This is a genomic window from Pseudomonas sp. SWI36, from assembly GCF_002948105.1.
Lineage (GTDB): Bacteria > Pseudomonadota > Gammaproteobacteria > Pseudomonadales > Pseudomonadaceae > Aquipseudomonas > Aquipseudomonas alloputida.
Map to the genome: position 1 here is coordinate 1,362,746 of NZ_CP026675.1, position 20,381 is coordinate 1,383,126.

The window sequence follows — 20,381 nt, forward strand, 5'->3', positions numbered from 1 at the left end:
CACAGTTGCAGGAGCGGATTCCCCCGCGAACAGGCCAACATCATCGATAAGGAATCAGCGCCGAACCGGCCGCTTCTGCAGCTTGCGCTGCAACGTCCGTCGGTGCATGCCCAGCGCCCGCGCGGTGGCCGAGATATTGCCTTCATGCTCGTTCAGCACGCGCTGGATGTGTTCCCACTGCAGGCGATCGACCGACATCGGGTTTTCCGGCACCAGGGTATCCAGGTCGGTGTGCTCCGACAGAAGTGCTGCCAACACATCATCGGCGTCGGCCGGCTTGCACAGGTAGTTGCAGGCACCGCGCTTGACCGCCTCCACTGCGGTGGCAATGCTCGAGTACCCGGTCAGGATCACCACGCGCATTTCCGGGTCCAGTTCCAGCAGCTTGGGCAGCAGCACCAGGCCGGAGTCGCCATCCATCTTCAGGTCCAGCGTGGCGTAGTCCGGCAGGTCCTGCTGGGCCAGAATCAAGCCTTCTTCGGCAGAACTGGCAGTGCTCACACGGAAACCGCGACGGCTCATGGCCCGGGCCATGACCCGGGTGAAGGTGGCATCGTCATCCACCAGCAGCAGGTGCGGCAGCTCTTCGCTTTCGACCTGGTTTTCTTCGCTCATCATTCATCTCCTCGCTTGCCATAGGGCAGGCGCAGTTCGGTCAGGGTGCCACCCTGTTCATGACTATAGAGTTTCACCGAGCCGCCCGCACGGGTCACGCTGGCCTTGCTCAAGAACAGGCCCAGGCCGAAGCCTTTGCCCTTGGTGGTAATAAAAGGTTTGCCAATGGCTTCGGCAATGGCTGGCGGTACACCAGGACCATGGTCGTGGATACTGATGACGATGTCCTGGGCGTCCCAGTCCAGGCGAACTTCCAGATCATCAGGGCAGGCATCGGCGGCATTGTTCAGCAGATTCAGTAACGCCTGGGTCAGGTCTGGCGGCGGCGCCAGACGCGGCACCTTGCCGTCGCGCAGGCGCTGGAAGCGGTAGCTGGCTTCCGGGCGCATCAGGTGCCAGCGGTTGAGCGCCTCGTCCAGCCAGGCAGTCACATCCTGCTCCACGATGGCCAGGCGCCGGTTGGCTTCCGCTGCGCGCACCAGCTGTTGCAAGGTCTCTTTGCACAGCTTTACCTGGTCCTGGAGGATCTGCAGGTCCTCCTGCAACATCGGGTCGGTGTGGTCCTGGCGCATTTCGTTGATCAGCACGCTCATGGTCGCCAGCGGCGTACCCAGTTCATGGGCGGCACCGGCAGCCTGGGTAGCCACAGCCAGCAGTTGCTCGTCGCGCAGGCTTTCTTCACGCCGCTCTGAACGCAGCTGCTCCTGGCGGCGCAGCTCTTCGGCCATGCGCGCGGCAAAGAAGGTGATCACAGCCGCCGCCAGGGCAATGCTCAGCCACATGCCGTAGACCTGCATCTTGTCCCGCGCCATCGGCAGCCCTTCGAGCGGGTAGAACTGCACCAGCAGCAAACTGTAGGCCGTCAGCGCAATGCCCGACAGGATCAGCGAATACAGCCACGGCAAGGTCACCGCAGCGATCGCCAGCGGCACCAGGTAATACGACACGAACGGGTTGGTCGAGCCGCCGGAGTAATACAGCAAGGCACTGTGGATCAGCAGGTCACAGGCCAGCTGCAGGGCGTACTCCATTTCGGTGACGGGCAGCGACAGCCGCAGGCGCAGGGCCGTGAAGGCACACAGCAACGAAGACAAAGCCAAGGTGCCGGCCAGCGACAGCCAGGGCAATGGCAGCAGTTCGGTCCAGTAGGCAACGCCCACCGAGCCGGCCTGGGCAGCCAGGACCAGGACCCGAATGACGGTCAGGCGCCAGAGGTTCTGGCGGGTAGCGGACAACGGTTGTACGGCGGCGAGCATGAGCTCTCCTGATGAGTGCTCCAGAAAAATCGGCTGGAGTATACCGAAGCCGGGCGCCTCGCTGCAGCGATGCGGCAAAGCGCCACACTTTGTCACAGGTTCATGATGGCACTTTTGAACCCACTACACTGTTGCCGGTCCTATGGGCCATGCGTGGAATGGATGACCAGCCCCCACGCCTTCAAATGCCAAGGAGTACCACATGCAAATCCCACGTCGCGGCGCCGCCCTGATCATGTCTTGCGGCCTGCTCGCCAGCCTGCCGGCACTGGCTGCCGATGAACCGCGTTTCAACCAGGTATCGCTGCGTGCCGAAGTCAGCAAGGAAGTGGCGCGCGACCTGATGGTCGTGACCCTGTACAGCGAAGCGCAGAACAGCGACCCGGGCAAGCTCGCCAAGCAGATTACCGAAACCATGAACAAGGCCGTGCAGCAGTCGCGCCAGGTCAAGGACGTGAAGATCAGCCAAGGCAGCCGCAACAGCTACCCGGTGTATGACAGCAAGGGCCAGAAAATTACCGGCTGGCGCGAGCGCGCCGAACTGCGCCTTGAAAGCGCCAACTTCCCGGCCTTGTCCCAGCTTACCGCCGATTTGTTGCAAGAGCTGAAAATGGCTGGCATGGACTTCTCCATCGCCCCGGCCACGCGCAAGGCCAGCGAGGATGCTCTGCTCAAGGATGCGGTCGATGCCTTCAAGGCACGCGCGCAACTGGCGACCGAAGCGCTGGGTGGCAAAGGCTACAAAGTGGTGAGCCTGAATCTCAACAGCAGCGGCTACCCGCGCCCGTACTTGCGTAGCGCGCCGATGGCGATGAAGGCCATGGGGGCTGATGAAGCGGCACCGGCGCCAGATATCGAGGCAGGCACCAGTGAAGTGAGCATGAATGCCGATGGCCTGATCGAAGTGCAGATGCCATAAGGCGTCCACGCATCATTTGTGGGAGCCCGCGAGCAGACACGGTGGTGGAGGCACGGGCTTCGCCCGTGTTCGCGGGTAAACCCGCTCCTACGGGTGACTGCGTCATTGTCACGATTTTCAGACATTTCTTACGCACCAACAGGGTGCGTCCTACGCATTCCCCTGCCTAGAAACATCGCGCAAAACGCCATCATTTTGCCTACGCAAACGTTTAACTTCGCCAAAAGTTATACCGATGCGACATCCATGTACGTTCGTGCCACTTTCCCGGCGTCAACTATCCTTGTACCTGTTGCAATGGGAACGCCCCCTGCATAAGTATCCGCAGGTCGGCTCACGAGGCCACCTCATCCAAAAAATGACAACAATGAGGCCACCATGCTCAAACACGCAGTCATTCCGTTCCTGCTGGGTGCAGGCTTGCTCAGCGGCGCACCGTCGGCCGTTGCCGCATCCAACCTGGTGTTCTGCTCCGAAGGCAGCCCGGCCGGCTTCGATCCGGGGCAGTACACCACCGGGACCGACTTCGATGCCTCGGCAGAGACCGTGTTCAACCGCCTGACCCAGTTCGAGCGCGGCGGCACTGCGGTCATCCCGGGCCTGGCGACCAAATGGGAAGTGTCCGACGACGGCAAGACCTACACCTTCCACCTGCGCGAAGGGGTCAAGTTCCACACCACCGACTACTTCAAGCCCAGTCGCCCGTTCAACGCCGACGACGTGCTGTTCACCTTCAACCGCATGCTCGACAAGGACAACCCGTTCCGCAAGGCGTACCCCACCGAGTTTCCATACTTCACCGACATGGGCATGGACAAGAACATTGCCAAGGTGGAGAAGCTTGACGAGCACACGGTGAAGTTCACCCTCAACGAGGTTGACGCCGCGTTCATCCAGAACCTGGCCATGAGCTTTGCCTCGATCCAGTCCGCCGAATACGCCGACCAGCTCCTAAAGAACGGCAAGGCCGCCGACATCAACCAGAAGCCGATCGGCACCGGCCCGTTCGTGTTCAGCAAATACCAGAAGGACGCGCAGATCCGCTTCAAGGGCAACAAGGACTACTGGCAGCCCGAGGACGTGAAGATCGACAACCTGATCTTTGCCATCACCACCGACGCCTCGGTGCGCATGCAGAAGCTCAAGAAGAACGAGTGCCAGGTCACCCTGTTCCCACGCCCTGCCGACATCGAGCCGCTAAAAGCCGACAAGAACCTGCAAATGCCGCAGCAGGCCGGTTTCAACCTCGGTTATATCGCGTACAACGTGATGGACAAGATCAAGGGCAGCAACGAGGCCAACCCCATGGCCCAGCTGAAAGTCCGACAGGCGCTGGACATGGCCGTGGACAAGAAAAAGATCATCGAGTCGGTGTACCAGGGCGCCGGCCAGCTGGCGGTCAACGCCATGCCGCCCACGCAGTGGTCCTATGACGACAGCATCAAGGACGCCGCCTTTGACCCCGAGAAAGCCAAGCAACTGCTCAAGGAAGCCGGCATCAAGGAAGGCACCGAAATCACCCTGTGGGCCATGCCCGTGCAACGCCCGTACAACCCCAATGCCAAACTGATGGCTGAAATGCTCCAGTCCGACTGGGCCAAGATCGGTATCAAGGCGAAGATCGTCAGTTATGAATGGGGCGAGTACATCAAGCGCTCCAAAGGTGGCGAACAGGGTGCCATGCTGATTGGCTGGAGCGGTGACAATGGTGACCCGGACAACTGGCTGGGTACCCTCTACGGTTGCGATGCCGTCGATGGCAACAACTTCTCCAAGTGGTGCTACAAGCCCTACGACGACCTGATCAAGCAGGCCAAGGCCACGTCCGACCAGGCCAAGCGCACCGAGCTGTACCAGAAGGCGCAGCATATCCTCAAGGAGCAGGTACCGATCACCCCGATCGCCCACTCCACTGTCTACCAGCCCATGAGCGCCAAGGTGAAGGACTTCAAGATCAGCCCGTTCGCGCTGAATTCCTTCTACGGCGTCAGCGTGGACAAATAGGCTGACTGAGGCACCCGCTGAATCGCGGGTGCCCTTCACCCCCGCCACCTCTTCATGTCGTCCTGCGGCCATACGCTGCGGGGACGGCGAACTGTTGCCGCCATTCGTACCCGGAGGCGGCGCGAACAGATGAAAAAGGATTTGCCATGCGCCACGTTACCCGCCTTTCCGCGCTGCTGGCTCTGGGCCTGGTCAGCCAATCCCCGGTCCTGCTGGCCAACAACCTGGTGTTCTGCTCTGAAGGCAGCCCAGCCGGCTTCGACACCGCCCAGTACACCAGCGCCACCGACAACGACGCCGCCGAACCCATCTACAACCGCCTGGTCGAGTTCGAACGTGGCGGCACCACCGTGCACCCGGCCCTGGCGACGCACTGGGAGGTGTCCGACGACGGCCTGCGCTACACCTTCCACCTGCGTGAAGGGGTCAAGTTCCACAGCAACAAGGCCTTCAGCCCGAGCCGCACGTTCAACGCCGACGATGTGCTGTTCACCTTCAACCGCATGCTCGACAAGGGTCATCGGTTCCGTCAGGCCTACCCTACCGAGTTTCCCTATTTCAACGGCATGGGCCTGGACAAGAACATCGCCCGCGTCGAGAAGGCCGACCCATTGACCGTGGTGTTCACCCTGAACACCGTCGATGCCGCGTTCGTCCAGAACCTGGCCATGAGTTTCGCCTCCATCCTCTCCGCTGAATACGCCGAACAGCTACTGGCCAGTGGACGCCCCAGCGACATCAACCAGCAGCCTATCGGTACCGGGCCGTTCGTGTTCCAGCGCTACCAGAAGGATTCGCAGATCCGCTACAAGGGCAACAAGGACTATTGGGCAGCGAACGAAGTGAAGATCGACAACCTGGTGTTCTCGATCAATACCGACCCGTCGGTGCGTATCCAGAAGCTGCGCCGCAATGAATGCCAGGTGACCCTGCACCCACGCCCGGCCGACCTGCCGGCGCTCAAGGCCGACAGCACGCTGCAGGTGCTCCAGCAACCAGGCTTCAACCTCGGCTACATCGCCTACAACACCCAGCACCCGCCATTCGACCGCCTGGAAGTGCGCCAGGCAATGGACATGGCGGTCAACAAGGAAGCCATCCTCCAGGCGGTGTACCAGGACGCCGGCCAACGGGCGGTCAACGCCATGCCACCGACCCAGTGGTCCTATGACGACAGCATAAAGGACGCCCCGTACGCGCCAGAAAAGGCCAGACAGCTGCTCCAGCAGGCGGGTGTCAAACCTGGCACCGAGATCACCCTGTGGGCGATGCCGGTGCAACGCCCGTACAACCCCAATGCCAAGCTGATGGCCGAAATGCTCCAGGCGGACTGGAGCAAGCTCGGATTCAAGGTGCGCATCGTAAGCTACGAATGGGGCGAATACCTCAAGCGCATGAAAAACGGTGAGCACGACATCGCCCTGATCGGCTGGACCGGTGACAACGGCGACCCGGACAACTGGCTGGGCACCCTCTACAGCTGCGAAGCCATCGGCAGCAACAACTACTCGCGGTGGTGCGACCCGCAGTACGACAGCCTGGTCAAGCAGGCCAAGCAGGTGACCGACCGTACGCAACGCACCGCCCTGTACCAGCAGGCCCAGCAGCGGCTCAAGCAGCAGGTACCGATCACGCCGGTGGCGCATTCCACCGTGAGCCAGCCGCTTAGCGTCAAGGTTTCCCAGTTCAAGGTCAGCCCGTTTGGGCGCAATGATTTTTCCGGTGTGAGTGTTGATTAAGCGTTAGCCAGTACCGGCCTCTTCGCGGGCAAGCCCGCTCCCACAGGATCTCGACAGGTTCGGACACTGCGCCCTACCTGAGGGAGCGGGCTTGCCCGCGAAGAGGCCAGAACGGCCAACACAACGCCCCGATTCTGCCCGGTGATCCCGCGGCACCCCTGGCAACACCGCAGCAATCACCCGGCCCACAAGGCCGGCCATAACTAGAAAAGAAAGGGAGCTTTAACCTTGAAAGTATTCACCTTGACCGCACTGGCGTTATCCATCAGTGCCTTTTCCACGGTGGCCCAGGCAGATCCGCAGAGCCAGGACTACATTCCGCTCACCCTCAAAAGCAGCAGCGAGCAAGCGCAAGCCAGCGGCTTCATCGACGGCCAGAGCCTGTCCGGCAGCACCCGCAACTGGTATGCCCGCGAACGTGCCGCACGCGCGCCGCTGTGGAAGTACTACAAGAACGACGGCACCCGCCACGACACTCACAGCCGTGAAAACTGGGTCCAGGGCACCATCCTCAATTACAGCTCCGGCTTCACCCAGGGCACCGTGGGCTTCGCCGTCGAGGCTGCCGGCTACAACGCCATCGCCCTGCAACAGAGCCGCGAAGCCATCGCCGGCCCCAACAACCGCACCCTCACCCACAGCGATGGCGACCCCGTCGGCCAGTGGAGCAAACTGGGCCTGGGCAATATCAAGGCGCGCGTGTCCAACACCACCCTTACCCTTGGCCGCCAATCGGTGGATACGCCGATGATCGCCTACATCGGCAACCGCGCCCTGCCCTCGAGCTTCCAGGGCGCGTTCCTGCACAGCGCTGAATTCGACAACCTCAGCATCGACCTGGGCACCTTCGACCGCGTCTCGCCACGTACCGAACAGAGCCTCAGCAAGTTCCGCAGCGAGTACAGCGCCACCGGCGTGGAAACCGACCGTGCCAGCACCGCCGGCATCAACTACCAGCCGTTCAAGAGCCTGAGTACCAGCCTGTACGCCACCAAGGTCGACGACTTCTGGAACCAGTACTACTTCGGCGCCAACCATGTGCTCGGCGACAGCGCAGTGCTCAGCCTGAGCACCGGCCTGAACTACTACAAGACCGTCGACGCCGGCAGCCAGAAAATGGGCAAGATCGACAACGACACCTACAGCCTGTCACTGGGCCTGACCCATCAGGCCCACACCCTCAGCGCCTCCTGGCAGCAGGTCAACGGCAATGAATACTTCGACTACCTGCACGAAACCAACGGCATCTTCCTGGCCAACTCGCTGCTGTCGGACTTCAACGGCCCCAACGAGAAATCGCTGCAGATTTCCTATGTGCTGAACATGGCGCCCTATGGCGTGCCTGGCCTGAAGTTCAACCTGTACAACGCCCGCGGCTGGGGTATCGACGGCACCCACTACCGCGGCACTGCCTACGACGTGAATGGCCTGGATGGCGAAACCCACTATGAGTGGGGTATTGGCACCAGCTACGCGTTGCAGAGCGGGCCGCTGAAAGACACCAGCATCCGCGCCACCTACACCACCCATCGCGCCAGCAAGGCCCAGGGCGATGGCAGCCTGGATGAGTTCCGCGTGGTCACCACCATTCCGTTCAACATTCTCTGACCGTCGGCGCCCTGGCCCGTTTCGCTGCGGGCCGGGGCGGCTACGCTGGAACCAATGCAAGCAGGGAGTTTTCAACACATGCACAGAGCTTTCATGAAATCGCGGCCGTTGCGCCTAGCCCTGGTCGCGCTGCTTCTGGGCGGCGCCACGCAACTGGCGGCCAAGCCGCTGGTGGTGTGTACAGAAGCCAGCCCGGAAGGGTTCGACATCGTCCAGTACACCACCGCAGTCACCGCCGATGCCTCGGCCGAGACAGTGTTCAACCGCCTGGTCGACTTCAAACCCGGCACCACCGAGATCCAGCCGGCCCTGGCCGAGCGCTGGGACATTTCAACCGACGGCCTGACCTACACCTTCCATCTGCGTCAGGGGGTGAAGTTCCACACCACCGACTACTTCAAGCCCACCCGTGACTTGAACGCCGATGACGTGCTGTGGAGCCTCAATCGCCAGCTCGACCCGAACCACCCCTGGCATGACAAGACCAGCGTCGGCTACCCGTACTTCGAGAGCATGGGGTTCAAGGAACTGCTCAAGTCGGTCAGCAAGGCTGACGAGCACACCGTGGTGATTACCCTCAGCCGACCGGAAGCGCCGTTCCTGCGCGACATGGCCATGGGCTTTACCTCGATCTACTCCGCCGAATACGGCGACCAGTTGCTCAAGTCTGGCAAGACCGCCGAGCTGAACAGCAAACCGATCGGCACCGGCCCTTTCATCTTCCAGCGTTACAACAAGGACGCCCAGGTCCGCTTCAAGCCCAACCCGGACTATTTCCGCGGCAAGCCGCCGGCCGATGCGCTGGTGTTCGCCATCGCCATCGACAGCAACGTGCGCCTGCAGAAACTGCGCGCCAACGAGTGCCAGGTGGCGCTCTATCCCAAGCCCGATGACGTGCCGTCGATCAAGCAAGACCCGAAACTCAAGGTTGAAGAAATCGAGGCCCTGGTCACCGGCTACATCGCCATGAATACCCAGCACAAATACCTCAACGACGTGCGTGTGCGTAAAGCCATCAACATGGCCTTCGACCGCCAGACCCATGTCGACCAACTGTTTGGCAAAGGCAACGCGCTGGTGGGTGTAAACCCTTACCCACCCACCATGATCGGCTACAACACCCATAACCAGAACCCACCGCGCGACCTCGATAAAGCCCGCGCACTGCTCAGCCAGGCCGGTGTACCCGAGGGCACGGTAATCACCCTGTTCACCCGCAACGGCGGCGGCCCGACCAACCCCAACCCGCGCCTGTCCGCCGAGATGCTGCAGGCCGACCTCAAACAGATCGGCCTCAAGCTGGATATCCGCGTCATGGAATGGGCCGAGATGCTGCGCCGGGCGAAGAACGGCGAAGCCGACCTGGTGTCCACCGGCTGGGCCGGCGACAACGGCGACCCGGACAACTTCCTCAGCCCACTGCTCAGTTGCGATGCCGTGAAAAGTGGCGAGAACTATGCGCGCTGGTGCAACCCCAAGTTCCAGGAGCTGATCAGCCGCGCCCGCGAAGTGATCGACAACGACGAGCGTGCAAGGCTCTATAACGAGGCATTGAAAGTGTACGATGACGAACAACCCTGGATCAGCATGGCTCATCCAAAGATGTTCACCGCCATGCGTGACAACGTGGAGGGCTACGTGATCAACCCTCTGACCAACAACAACTTCGCCACCACCAAGGTGAAGTAGAACAACAACGACCGCCGGCCACCCACACGGGGACCGGCGGCTCTGCCGTACCGGGCTGATCGCCCCACGGCCTGATGAGGTAACCCCGACAATGTTGAGTTTTATTGCCCGGCGCCTTGGCCTGCTGATACCGACCTTTTTCGGCATCACCTTGCTGACCTTCGCGCTCATACGCCTGATCCCCGGCGACCCGGTGGAAGTGATGATGGGCGAGCGCAGGGTCGACCCCGAAATGCATGCCCAGGCCATGGAACGCCTGGGCCTGAACAAGCCACTGCCGGTCCAGTACCTGGACTACGTCGGCAAACTTGCCCAAGGTGACCTTGGCGAATCGCTGCGCACCCGCGAAAGCGTGTGGCGCGAGTTCCTCACCCTGTTCCCGGCCACCCTGGAGCTGGCCTTCGCCGCCCTGCTGTTCGCCGGCGTCGTCGGCCTGCTGGCCGGTGTAATCGCCGCACTCAAGCGCGGTTCGCTGTTCGACCACGGGGTCATGGGCATATCACTGGCCGGCTACTCGATGCCGATTTTCTGGTGGGGCCTGATCCTGATCATGTTCTTCTCCGTGAGCCTGGGCTGGACCCCGGTGTCCGGGCGCATCGACCTGCTCTACGACATCGAGCCGAAGACCGGCTTCATGCTTATCGACACCCTGCTCAGCGATGAAGAAGGCGCGTTCAAGGACGCTGTGATGCACTTGATCCTGCCGGCCATCGTGCTCGGCACCATCCCGCTCGCGGTGATCGCCCGCATGACCCGCTCGTCGATGCTGGAAGTACTGCGTGAAGACTACATCCGCACCGCCCGCGCCAAAGGCCTGTCGCCGGCCCGTGTGGTGTTCGTCCATGGCCTGCGCAATGCGCTGATCCCGGTGCTGACCGTGTTCGGCCTGCAGGTCGGCACGCTGCTGGCCGGTGCGGTGCTGACCGAAACCATCTTTTCCTGGCCGGGCATCGGCAAATGGCTGATCGAAGCCATCGGTGCCCGTGACTACCCCGTGGTCCAGAACGGCATCCTGTTGATCGCCTGCCTGGTGATTCTGGTCAACTTCGTCGTGGACATCCTCTACGGCCTGGCCAACCCACGCATCCGTCATCAGCGCTGAGGCCCTTGCCATGACTAGCCCGATTACAAAATCCGTGTCACCGGCCAGCCCGGTGGACCAGAGCCTGCTCTACCCCTCCCCGTACAAAGAATTCTGGCAAGCCTTCGCGCGCAACAAGGGCGCGGTGATGGGCCTGGCCTTCATGTGCCTGGTGGTGTTCTGCGCGCTGTTCGCACCTTGGGTAGCCCCGCATGACCCGAGCGAGCAGTACCGCGACTTCCTGCTGACCCCGCCGGTGTGGCTGGAAGGCGGCACCTGGCAGTTCATCCTGGGCACCGACGAACTGGGCCGTGATCTGCTTTCGCGGCTGATTCAGGGTGCACGGCTATCGCTGCTGATCGGCCTGTCGTCAGTGGTGATGTCACTGATCCCAGGCATTCTCCTTGGCCTGCTGGCCGGCTTTTTCCCGCAGTTGCTCGGCCCGTCGATCATGCGCCTGATGGACGTGATGCTGGCCTTGCCGTCGCTGTTGCTGGCCGTGGCCATCGTCGCCATCCTCGGCCCTGGCCTGATCAACACCGTGATTGCCATCGCCATCGTTTCCCTGCCGTCCTACGTGCGCCTGACCCGCGCCGCGGTGATGGGCGAACTTAACCGCGACTACGTCACCGCCGCACGCCTGGCCGGCGCCGGCTTGCCCCGACTGATGTTCGTCACCGTGCTGCCCAACTGCATGGCACCGCTGATCGTGCAGGCCACGCTCAGCTTCTCCTCGGCCATCCTTGACGCCGCCGCACTGGGCTTCCTCGGCCTCGGCGTACAGCCGCCAACCCCCGAGTGGGGCACCATGCTGGCTTCGGCCCGGGATTACATCGAGCGCGCCTGGTGGGTGGTAAGCCTGCCCGGCCTGACCATCCTGCTCAGTGTGCTGGCAATCAACCTGATGGGCGACGGCCTGCGCGATGCGCTGGACCCGAAACTCAAGAACGCCGCCTGAGGAAAACGCCATGCCACTTTTGCAGATCAACAACCTCAACGTGCGCTTCGGCGACGCCAATGCGGTACCCGTGGTGGACGGCCTTGACCTGGTGGTAGACGCCGGCGAAATCCTGGCCATTGTCGGCGAGTCCGGCTCGGGTAAATCGGTCACCATGATGGCCCTGATGGGCCTGATCGACGCCCCCGGGCGCATCACCGCCGACGCCCTGACCTTCGACGGCACCGACATGCTCAAGCTCAGCGGCCGTCAGCGGCGCAAGGTGGTGGGCAAGGACATCGCCATGGTCTTCCAGGACCCGATGACCGCGCTCAACCCCAGCTACACCGTAGGCTTCCAGATCGAGGAAGTGCTACGACAGCACCTGGGCCTGAAAGGCAAGGCTGCACGCCAGCGTGCTCTGGAGCTCTTGAAAAAGGTCGAGATCCCGGCCGCCGAAAGCCGCCTGGACGCTTACCCGCACCAGCTGTCAGGCGGCATGAGCCAACGTGTGGCGATCGCCATGGCCATTGCCGGCGAGCCAAAGCTGCTGATCGCCGACGAACCGACCACGGCCCTCGACGTGACGATCCAGGCACAGATCATGGAACTGCTGGTCAACCTGCAGAAGGAGCGCAACATGGCGCTCATCCTGATCACCCACGACCTCGCCGTGGTCGCCGAAACCGCCAGGCGGGTGTGCGTGATGTACGCCGGCCAGGCCGTGGAAGTGGGCCAGGTGCCAGAACTGTTCGATGCGCCCGCCCACCCTTACAGTGAAGCCCTGCTAGCGGCGATCCCCGAGCACAGCATTGGCGCCGAACGCCTGGCCACCCTGCCTGGCATCGTCCCCGGCCGCTACGACCGCCCGGTCGGTTGCCTGCTGTCACCACGCTGCCCCTATGTTCAGGACAATTGCCGGCGCCAGCGCCCCCCCCTCGACCCTCAGGCCCACAGCCTGGTGCGTTGCTTCTACCCGCTGAACCAGGAGGTGGCGTGATGGCCGTCGTTCTATCCGCCCGGGAGCTGACCCGGCACTACGAAGTCTCCCGCGGGCTGTTCAAGGGCCATGCCCTGGTCCGTGCGCTCAATGGCGTTTCATTCGAACTGGAGGCCGGCAAGACCCTGGCTGTAGTCGGCGAGTCCGGCTGCGGCAAGTCGACCCTGGCCCGCGCCCTGACGCTGATCGAAGAGCCGTCGTCCGGCTCGCTGCAAATTGCCGGCACCGAGGTGAAGGGCGCCAGCAAGGCAGAGCGCAAACAACTGCGCCGCGATGTACAGATGGTGTTCCAGAGCCCCTACGCCTCGCTCAACCCAAGGCAGAAGATCGGTGACCAACTGGCCGAACCGCTGCTGATCAACACCTCGCTGAGCAAGGCCGAGCGCCGGGACAAGGTGCAGAAGATGATGGAACAGGTCGGCCTGCGCCCCGAGCACTACCAGCGCTACCCACACATGTTCTCTGGCGGCCAGCGCCAGCGTATCGCCCTGGCCCGGGCGATGATGCTGCAGCCCAAGGTGCTGGTGGCCGACGAACCGACCTCCGCGCTGGACGTGTCGATTCAGGCGCAGGTGCTGAACTTGTTCATGGATCTGCAGAAGGAGTTCAACACTGCCTACGTGTTCATCTCGCACAACCTGGCGGTGGTGCGGCATGTGGCGGATCAGGTACTGGTGATGTACCTGGGGCGGCCGGCAGAAATGGGGCCGAAGGAGGACATCTACAACAAGCCGCTGCATCCCTATACCCAGGCGCTGCTGTCGGCGACACCGGCGATTCATCCAGACCCGTTGAAGCCTAAGATTCGCATCGTCGGGGAGCTGCCCAACCCGCTGAACCCGCCGGATGGGTGTGCCTTCCACAAACGCTGCCCGTACGCGACCGAGCGGTGTGCCAAGGAGGTGCCGGCGCTGAGGCAGGTGAGTACGCGGCAGGTGGCCTGCCACTATGCGGAGCAGTTTCTTTAACTGTTAGAAAACTGGGCAGCCCTCAATGCGAAAAACAGCAGTTTGCTGCGCTGCCCAGCTGAAGTACCAAGGCTTTTTGATTGTGGAGCTGAATCCATTTGTGGACGAGGTTGCCATTGAGGCTGTAGCCCAAGGCGATGTTTGCGATGGAGGCGCCGGGCTCGTCGCACTCTGGGCTTTGAAAGGTTTATTGTAGGTACGGCGCTGAGGATGCCTGGAAAATCCGCTTGATGGGCCAGAAATGGTGTCCACTTTTAGGTGGACACCATGGCCTTCGCCGGTTCCGTCAGGAAGATGTGTTGGCCGGACGGATACCGGGATTCGACTATCAGGGGAGTGTCAATTTTTTTGTGTACGGGACAAGGCATTTTCAATGCTTTGATACCTGCTTGCTGACTGCAGACGCCGTCAAGCCTAATTGGGCGCAAAAGGGCCGCAAAAAGCGGCCCCCAAAATCTCAATGCATAAAGAACCAGATCAGAATGATCACCGGAATCGGCACCCCAATCATCCAAAGCAGTATCGAGCGCATGGCCTTTCTCCTTGTTCGATGGTGACAAGAAAGGTGCAGCCGCCATGCCAGTTGTATCAAAAAACTACATTCATAAGAATCAAAGGCTTACCCTCCAAGCCGCCTGAGCAAACCGTGCAATATGCAGGATCCACGCCCTTGCACCTGGGTGTTCTGCAATGCACTATCCTCCCATGATCGCCACCACCCTCCCCGACGGCCCCGAGCAAACGCCGCTTACCGCCGAAATCGTGCTGCGCTACCACCTCTGCTGGAAGCACCGCGACCTCGACGGTGTCATGGCGCTCTACCACCCCGATATCCAGTACCACGACTTCTTCCAGAACCGCGTGCTCGGCCACCAGGAACTGCGCGACTACGTACGCGCTTGCCTGCCCCATGAAGCCGGCGAGGACATCGTCCACAGCGACCGCATTCGCGTCGATGGCTGCACCGCATTCATCCAGTATCAGGTCACGGTCCAGGGCGGCGACGGCCTGGTTGCGTTCCAGTCCAGCGAGGCGATCACCGTCAGGGACGGGCTGATCTGGCGGGTCAACGAATACGCCACGCTGGTCCGCCGGAACGGCACAGGCCACGCCAACAGCGGTCCGCGCCCCGCCACCAGCCGCCTGGGCCTGTCGCCTCGGCAGTTGTCGACCATGGCCCAGGACCTGGAGCATTACTTCCAGCGTCAACGCCCCTACCTCGACCCGGAGCTCGACCTGCAACAGGTCGCCGACGCCAGCGGCTACAGCCGCAACCAGATTTCCTACCTGCTCAACCAGGTGCTGGGGCAAAGCTTCTACCGCTACGTCAACCAGGCACGCCTGCAGCACCTGATGGCCAGCCTCGGCGACGACAGCGTCGAGGCGACGATCGACGAGCTGGCCTTCAGTGCCGGTTTCAACTCGCTGTCGGCGTTCTACAAGTGCTTCCGCGAACACACCGGGCTCACGCCAAAGGCCTACCTGAAGCAAATTTCCCTGCGTGCACGCACGTAAGACAGCCGCCCACTGACACCACTAGCATCGCCCACAGACCTTGACGGATGTGGAGCCGAACCCGATGCAACCCCTGCGCACGCTCAGCCTGTGGATGGACCAGCTCGACGAGCCGCTGTGCGCGCGCCCGGCACTGCGCAATGACCTCGACGTTGACGTGTGCATCATCGGTGCCGGCTATACCGGCCTTTGGACCGCGTACTACCTCAAGCGCCAGGCCCCCCAGCTGAACATTGCGGTGATCGAAGCCCAAATCGCTGGCTTCGGCGCCTCCGGCCGTAATGGGGGCTGGCTGATGGGCAACCTGCTCGGCGAAGACCGCCTGCTCGGCACCCTCTCGCCGCAACAGCGCCGCGCCAGCATCGACCTGCTGCACGGCATCCCGGATGAAGTGCATCGCGTGCTGCAAAGCGAAGGCATCGACTGCGACTACCGCAAAGGCGGCGTCCTTTATTGCGCAGCGCGCTACCCGGAGCAGGAACGCAGCCTGCGCGCCTACCTCGACGACTTGTATCGCCAAGGCATGACCGAGGACGACTACCGCTGGCTGAGCCCCGAGCAGCTGGGTAACCAGTTACGGGTCAGCAATGCGTTTGGAGCCATCTACAGCCCGCACACGGCGACCATCCAGCCAGCCAAGCTGGTGCGCGGCCTTGCCCGGGCAGTGGAAGCGCTGGGCGTAACGATCTACGAAAACACCCCGGCCATCGACTGGCAGCCGAGCGAGGTGCGTACCCCGCTGGCACAGATTCGCTGCCAATGGATGGTACCTGCAGTGGAGGGTTACGCCGCCAGCCTGCCGCCACTGGGCAAACACCAATTGCCAGTACAGAGCCTGCTGGTGGCCACCGAGCCGCTGCCAGAGGCCACCTGGGAGCAAATTGGCCTGAGCAAGGGCCAAGCCTTCAGTGAAAGCAGCCGCCAGGTCACGTATGGCCAGCGCACCGCCGACAACCGCCTGGTCTTCGGTGCTCGCGGTGGCTACCGCTTCGGTGGGCGTCTGCGCGAGAACTTCAACCTCGACGAACACGAAGTCGAACTGCGCCGCTACCTGTTCGGCGAACTGTTCCCGCAGCTCAAACAGGTACGCATCACTCATACCTGGGGCGGCAACCTCGGCATGGCGCGACGCTTCCGCCCACACATGCTCTGCGACCGCCAGCGCGGCATCGCCCTTGCCGGCGGCTACGGCGGCGAAGGCGTCGGGGCTACCAACCTGGGTGGGCGCACCCTGGCGGCGCTGATCCTCAACCAGCGCAACGAACTGACGGCGCAACCCTGGGTGCTCGACAACCGCCCGCTATCGAGCCTGGCCAGCTGGCCTCCCGAGCCCTGCCGCTGGCTGGGCTACAACGCGATCATCCAGAGTTTCGTCCATGAGGACCGGACCCTCGCCAACCCCGCCAGTGCGCCGTGGAGGCGGCGCCTGGCCATCTCGGTTGCGGACTTCATGGAAGGCTTCATGCACTGACTTCCCTTATCACTCGTACAGGATCCACCGGTCATGAGCATCACCCAGTTCAAGAACACCGAATTTGCCGTGCTCGACAGCTCCAACCCGGTCGCGGTACCGCTCGGCGAACCCGTGGCAGTCACGTCAGTCACCTGCGTGGAGCGCAGCGATGGCGTTGAAACCGGCATCTGGGAATGCACCCCAGGGCGCTGGCGGCGGCAGATCGTGCAACAGGAGTTCTGCCATTTCATCAAGGGCCGCTGCACGTTCACCCCCGACGGTGGCGAGCCCCTGGTCATAGAAGCCGGAGACGCATTGATGCTACCGGCCAACAGCACCGGCACCTGGGACATCCTGGAGACCGTGCGCAAGACCTACGTGCTTATTTTCTGATCCGCTGATCGCCTGCCTTCGATAACAACAGACAAAGCAAGGTAAACCCGACATGCGCACCTTCCTCCTCGCCCCCCTGATGCTGGCCGCCAGCGTGGCCAGCGCCGCTGAAACGGTGAAGATCTACAACTGGTCCAGCTACGTGGCCCCCGATACGTTGAAGAACTTCCAGCAAGCCAGCGGCATCGTGCCGACCTATGACGTGTACGACAGCAATGAAACCCTCGATGGCAAGTTGATGACCGGCAATTCCGGCTACGACGTGGTGTTCCCCTCCAACCATTTCATGGCCCGGCAGATCCAGGGCAAGGCCTTGAAGCGCCTGGACAAATCCCAGCTGCCTAACTGGCACAACCTCAACCCGGTGCTGCTCAAGGCGCTGGAGGTGAACGACCCGGGCAACCAGTACGGCTTCCCGTACCTGTGGGGCAGTACCGGTATTGGCTACAACATCGACAAGGTCAAGGCGGTGCTCGGCGACAACGCGCCCGTGGACTCCTGGGACCTGATCTTCAAGCCCGAGTACATGAGCAAGCTGAAAAGCTGCGGCGTCGCGGTGCTGGACAATGGCCCCGAACTGCTGCCGATCGCCCTGCACTACCTGGGCTTGCCCCATCACAGCCAAGACCCCAAGGACTACGAGAAGGCCAAGGACCTGCTGATGAAAGTGCGGCCTTACATCAGCTATTTCCACTCGTCCAAGTACACGGGCGACCTGGCCAACGGCGATATCTGCGTGGTAGTGGGGTTCTCGGGGGATGTGCTGCAGGCGAAGAACCGCGCCGATGAGGCGAACAATGGCGTGAAGGTGGGCTATTCGATACCCAAGGAGGGCGCGCCGATGTGGTTCGACATGGTCGCCATGCCCGTCGATGCGCCGGATGAAAAGGCCGGATATGCCTACATGAACTACCTGCTGCAGCCGGAGGTGATGGCCAACATCAGCAACCACGTCCAGTACGCCAACGGCAACCTCAAGGCGGACGGGTTGGTGGACCCGGCGATGAAGGGTAATACGATGATTTACCCGAGCGACGAGGTGATGGGCAAGCTGTATGCGCTGGAGGCGATGCCGGCGAAGATCGACCGTATTCGTACGCGAATCTGGACCAGTATCAAAGCCGGAAATTGAAATGGGGCCGCCTAGCGGCCCTTCGCGGGCACGCCCGCTCCCACAGGTATCACATGACCTCCAGGTCTGGTGATTCCTGTGGGAGCGGGCGTGCCCGCGAAGGGCTGCAAAGCAGCCCCGATTTCAGGCCTTAATGGTGCTCGCGGGTAGCGCGGAACTTGATGTCCGGCCAGCGCTCTTCCATCAGCGCCAGGTTGACCCGGGTCGGCGCCAGGTAGGTCAGGTGACCGCCGCCGTCGATGGCCAGGTTTTCCATGGCCTTGGTCTGGAATTCCTCGAGCTTCTTCTTGTCATCGCAGCTGATCCAGCGCGCCGACCAGACGGTGATAGGCTCGTAGGCGCACTCGACCTTGTACTCTTCCTTCAGGCGGCTGGCGACCACGTCGAACTGCAGCACACCGACCGCACCCAAGATGATGTCGTTGCTGCGCTCAGGGAAGAACACCTGAGTAGCACCTTCTTCGGCCAGCTGCTGCAGGCCTTGACGCAGTTGCTTGGATTTCAGCGGGTCTTTCAGGCGGACGCGGCGGAACAGCTCCGGCGCGAAGTGCGGAATACCGGTGAAGCCCAGCGCCTCGCCTTCGGTGAAGGTGTCGCCGATCTGGATGGTGCCGTGGTTGTGCAGGCCGATGATGTCACCGGCAAAGGCTTCTTCCAGCTGCTCACGCTCGGAGGAGAAGAACGTCAGCGCATCGCCGATACGCAGGTCTTTGTTCAAGCGCACGTGGCGCATTTTCATGCCCTTCTCGTACTTGCCCGAGCAGATGCGCATGAAGGCGATACGGTCGCGGTGTTTCGGGTCCATGTTCGCCTGGATCTTGAACACGAAGCCGGTGAACTTCTCTTCCACAGGCTCCACGGTGCGCTCGTGGGCCACACGGCCAAGCGGGCGCGGCGCCCAGTCGACCACGGCGTCGAGCACGTGGTCGACACCGAAGTTGCCCAGCGCAGTACCGAAGAACACCGGGGTCAGCTGACCGTTGATGAACTCTTCCTGGTTGAACTCGTGGCAAGCGCCCTGCACCAGCTCCAGTTGCTCGACGAACGAATCGTACTGGTCGCCCAGGTGCGCGCGGGCTTCGTCCGAGTCCAGCTTCTGGATGATCTTGGCTTCGGTGCGCTCGTGGCCGTGGCCCGGGGTGTACACCACGATGTAGTCACCGGTCAGGTGGTACACGCCCTTGAAGTCGCGGTAGCAACCGATCGGCCAGGTGATTGGCGCGGCCTTGATCTTCAAAACGGCTTCGATTTCGTCGAGCAGTTCGATCGGGTCGCGGATGTCTCGGTCGAGTTTGTTGATGAAGCTGACGATTGGCGTGTCGCGCAGGCGGCACACGTCCATCAGGGCGATGGTACGCGGCTCAACGCCTTTACCGCCGTCGAGCACCATCAGCGCCGAGTCCACCGCGGTCAGGGTGCGGTAGGTGTCTTCCGAGAAGTCTTCGTGGCCGGGGGTGTCGAGCAGGTTGATCATGTGCTCGCGGTACGGGAACTGCATCACCGAGGTGGTGATGGAGATGCCGCGCTGCTTCTCCATTTCCATCCAGTCGGAGGTGGCATGGCGGTCGGACTTGCGCGACTTCACGGTACCGGCGACGGCAATGGCCTTGCCCATCAGCAGCAGCTTCTCGGTGATGGTGGTCTTACCGGCGTCGGGGTGGGAAATGATTGCGAAAGTGCGGCGCTTCGCGACTTCGGCGGCCTGGTTGGTCATGGGAAATCGCCTGACTGGGGGATTTGAAAGGGGCAGTATCATACCTGAAGTTGGGCCTGGACCAAAATCTGCCGAATGAATGGCGCCTGTACCGGCCTCGTCGCGGGTAAACCCGCGCCTACAGGTACGACACAGGATTCGGATGCGGTGCAGTCTTCGTAGGAGCGGGTTTACCCACGAAGAGGCCAGCACAGACAAAACAAACCCAACAGGCAATCGCTTTATCACGACAAATAACCAAAACGCAGTTATTTCAACGCCTGCAGCACATCAAGTCGCTGTTTTTTCTCGCCAAAAAACCCGCAACCCAGCGATTAACGCTGGCCAAATGCCGTCCCAGATGGGAACCTTTACGCCC

16 protein-coding genes are annotated in these 20,381 nt (G+C 62.0%); 13 read left to right on the forward strand and 3 right to left on the reverse strand.

The window, feature by feature from the left end; translation table 11 throughout:
• Positions 1–54: 54 nt before the first annotated feature.
• Both C4Q27_RS06715 and C4Q27_RS06720 read right to left on the reverse strand, forming a co-directional pair.
• On the reverse strand, positions 55–615 hold the full coding sequence (locus tag C4Q27_RS06715) for a response regulator transcription factor (RefSeq protein ID WP_003255244.1): 561 nt from the start codon (positions 613–615) through the stop codon (positions 55–57).
• Positions 615–1,871: an ATP-binding protein gene (locus C4Q27_RS06720; RefSeq protein WP_012051278.1), complete on the reverse strand. Its 1,257-nt coding sequence runs from the start codon at positions 1,869–1,871 to the stop codon at positions 615–617. The genes C4Q27_RS06715 and C4Q27_RS06720 overlap by 1 nt, the downstream gene beginning before the upstream one ends.
• 202 nt (positions 1,872–2,073) lie before the next feature.
• Here C4Q27_RS06720 and C4Q27_RS06725 point away from each other — a divergent pair, with 202 nt between their 5' ends.
• From C4Q27_RS06725 to C4Q27_RS06790, 13 genes are all read left to right on the forward strand, one after another.
• Entirely contained in the window at positions 2,074–2,790 is a 717-nt protein-coding gene (locus tag C4Q27_RS06725) for an SIMPL domain-containing protein (RefSeq protein ID WP_003255248.1), read from the forward strand.
• Positions 2,791–3,168: 378 nt separating this feature from the next.
• A complete protein-coding gene (locus C4Q27_RS06730) occupies positions 3,169–4,794 on the forward strand; it encodes an ABC transporter substrate-binding protein (protein ID WP_010952093.1) in 1,626 nt (541 codons plus the stop codon).
• 146 nt (positions 4,795–4,940) lie between these two features.
• The gene (locus tag C4Q27_RS06735; protein ID WP_064492386.1) at positions 4,941–6,533 is read left to right on the forward strand and encodes an ABC transporter substrate-binding protein; all 1,593 of its coding nucleotides are present in this window, start codon (positions 4,941–4,943) and stop codon (positions 6,531–6,533) included.
• 228 nt (positions 6,534–6,761) lie between these two features.
• A complete protein-coding gene (locus tag C4Q27_RS06745) occupies positions 6,762–8,141 on the forward strand; it encodes an OprD family porin (protein WP_104886654.1) in 1,380 nt (459 codons plus the stop codon).
• Between the two features lie 78 nt (positions 8,142–8,219).
• The gene (locus C4Q27_RS06750) at positions 8,220–9,830 is read left to right on the forward strand and encodes an ABC transporter substrate-binding protein (RefSeq protein WP_177409996.1); all 1,611 of its coding nucleotides are present in this window, start codon (positions 8,220–8,222) and stop codon (positions 9,828–9,830) included.
• Between the two features lie 91 nt (positions 9,831–9,921).
• Entirely contained in the window at positions 9,922–10,932 is a 1,011-nt protein-coding gene (locus C4Q27_RS06755) for an ABC transporter permease subunit (protein WP_003255257.1), read from the forward strand.
• A 10-nt stretch (positions 10,933–10,942) separates the two neighbouring features.
• The gene (locus C4Q27_RS06760) at positions 10,943–11,869 is read left to right on the forward strand and encodes an ABC transporter permease subunit (RefSeq protein WP_003255259.1); all 927 of its coding nucleotides are present in this window, start codon (positions 10,943–10,945) and stop codon (positions 11,867–11,869) included.
• A 10-nt stretch (positions 11,870–11,879) separates the two neighbouring features.
• The gene (locus C4Q27_RS06765; RefSeq protein WP_104886656.1) at positions 11,880–12,848 is read left to right on the forward strand and encodes an ABC transporter ATP-binding protein; all 969 of its coding nucleotides are present in this window, start codon (positions 11,880–11,882) and stop codon (positions 12,846–12,848) included.
• Entirely contained in the window at positions 12,848–13,816 is a 969-nt protein-coding gene (locus C4Q27_RS06770; RefSeq protein WP_003255261.1) for a peptide ABC transporter ATP-binding protein, read from the forward strand. Before C4Q27_RS06765 ends, C4Q27_RS06770 begins: the two co-directional genes overlap by 1 nt.
• Before the next feature lie 690 nt (positions 13,817–14,506).
• Positions 14,507–15,331, forward strand: coding sequence for a nuclear transport factor 2 family protein (locus tag C4Q27_RS06775; RefSeq protein ID WP_020191899.1), 825 nt, complete (start codon positions 14,507–14,509; stop codon positions 15,329–15,331).
• Positions 15,332–15,395: 64 nt separating this feature from the next.
• Positions 15,396–16,802 carry an FAD-binding oxidoreductase gene (locus C4Q27_RS06780; RefSeq protein ID WP_104886657.1) on the forward strand — a complete coding sequence of 469 codons (1,407 nt, stop codon included), beginning with the start codon at positions 15,396–15,398 and terminating at the stop codon, positions 16,800–16,802.
• Positions 16,803–16,835: 33 nt separating this feature from the next.
• Positions 16,836–17,177, forward strand: coding sequence for a cupin domain-containing protein (locus tag C4Q27_RS06785; protein ID WP_003248474.1), 342 nt, complete (start codon positions 16,836–16,838; stop codon positions 17,175–17,177).
• 52 nt (positions 17,178–17,229) lie between these two features.
• A complete protein-coding gene (locus C4Q27_RS06790; RefSeq protein WP_003248478.1) occupies positions 17,230–18,309 on the forward strand; it encodes a polyamine ABC transporter substrate-binding protein in 1,080 nt (359 codons plus the stop codon).
• Between the two features lie 130 nt (positions 18,310–18,439).
• On the opposite strand, the gene C4Q27_RS06795 is transcribed toward C4Q27_RS06790, so the two are convergent.
• A complete protein-coding gene (locus tag C4Q27_RS06795; protein WP_003248481.1) occupies positions 18,440–20,023 on the reverse strand; it encodes a peptide chain release factor 3 in 1,584 nt (527 codons plus the stop codon).
• Positions 20,024–20,381: the final 358 nt, after the last annotated feature.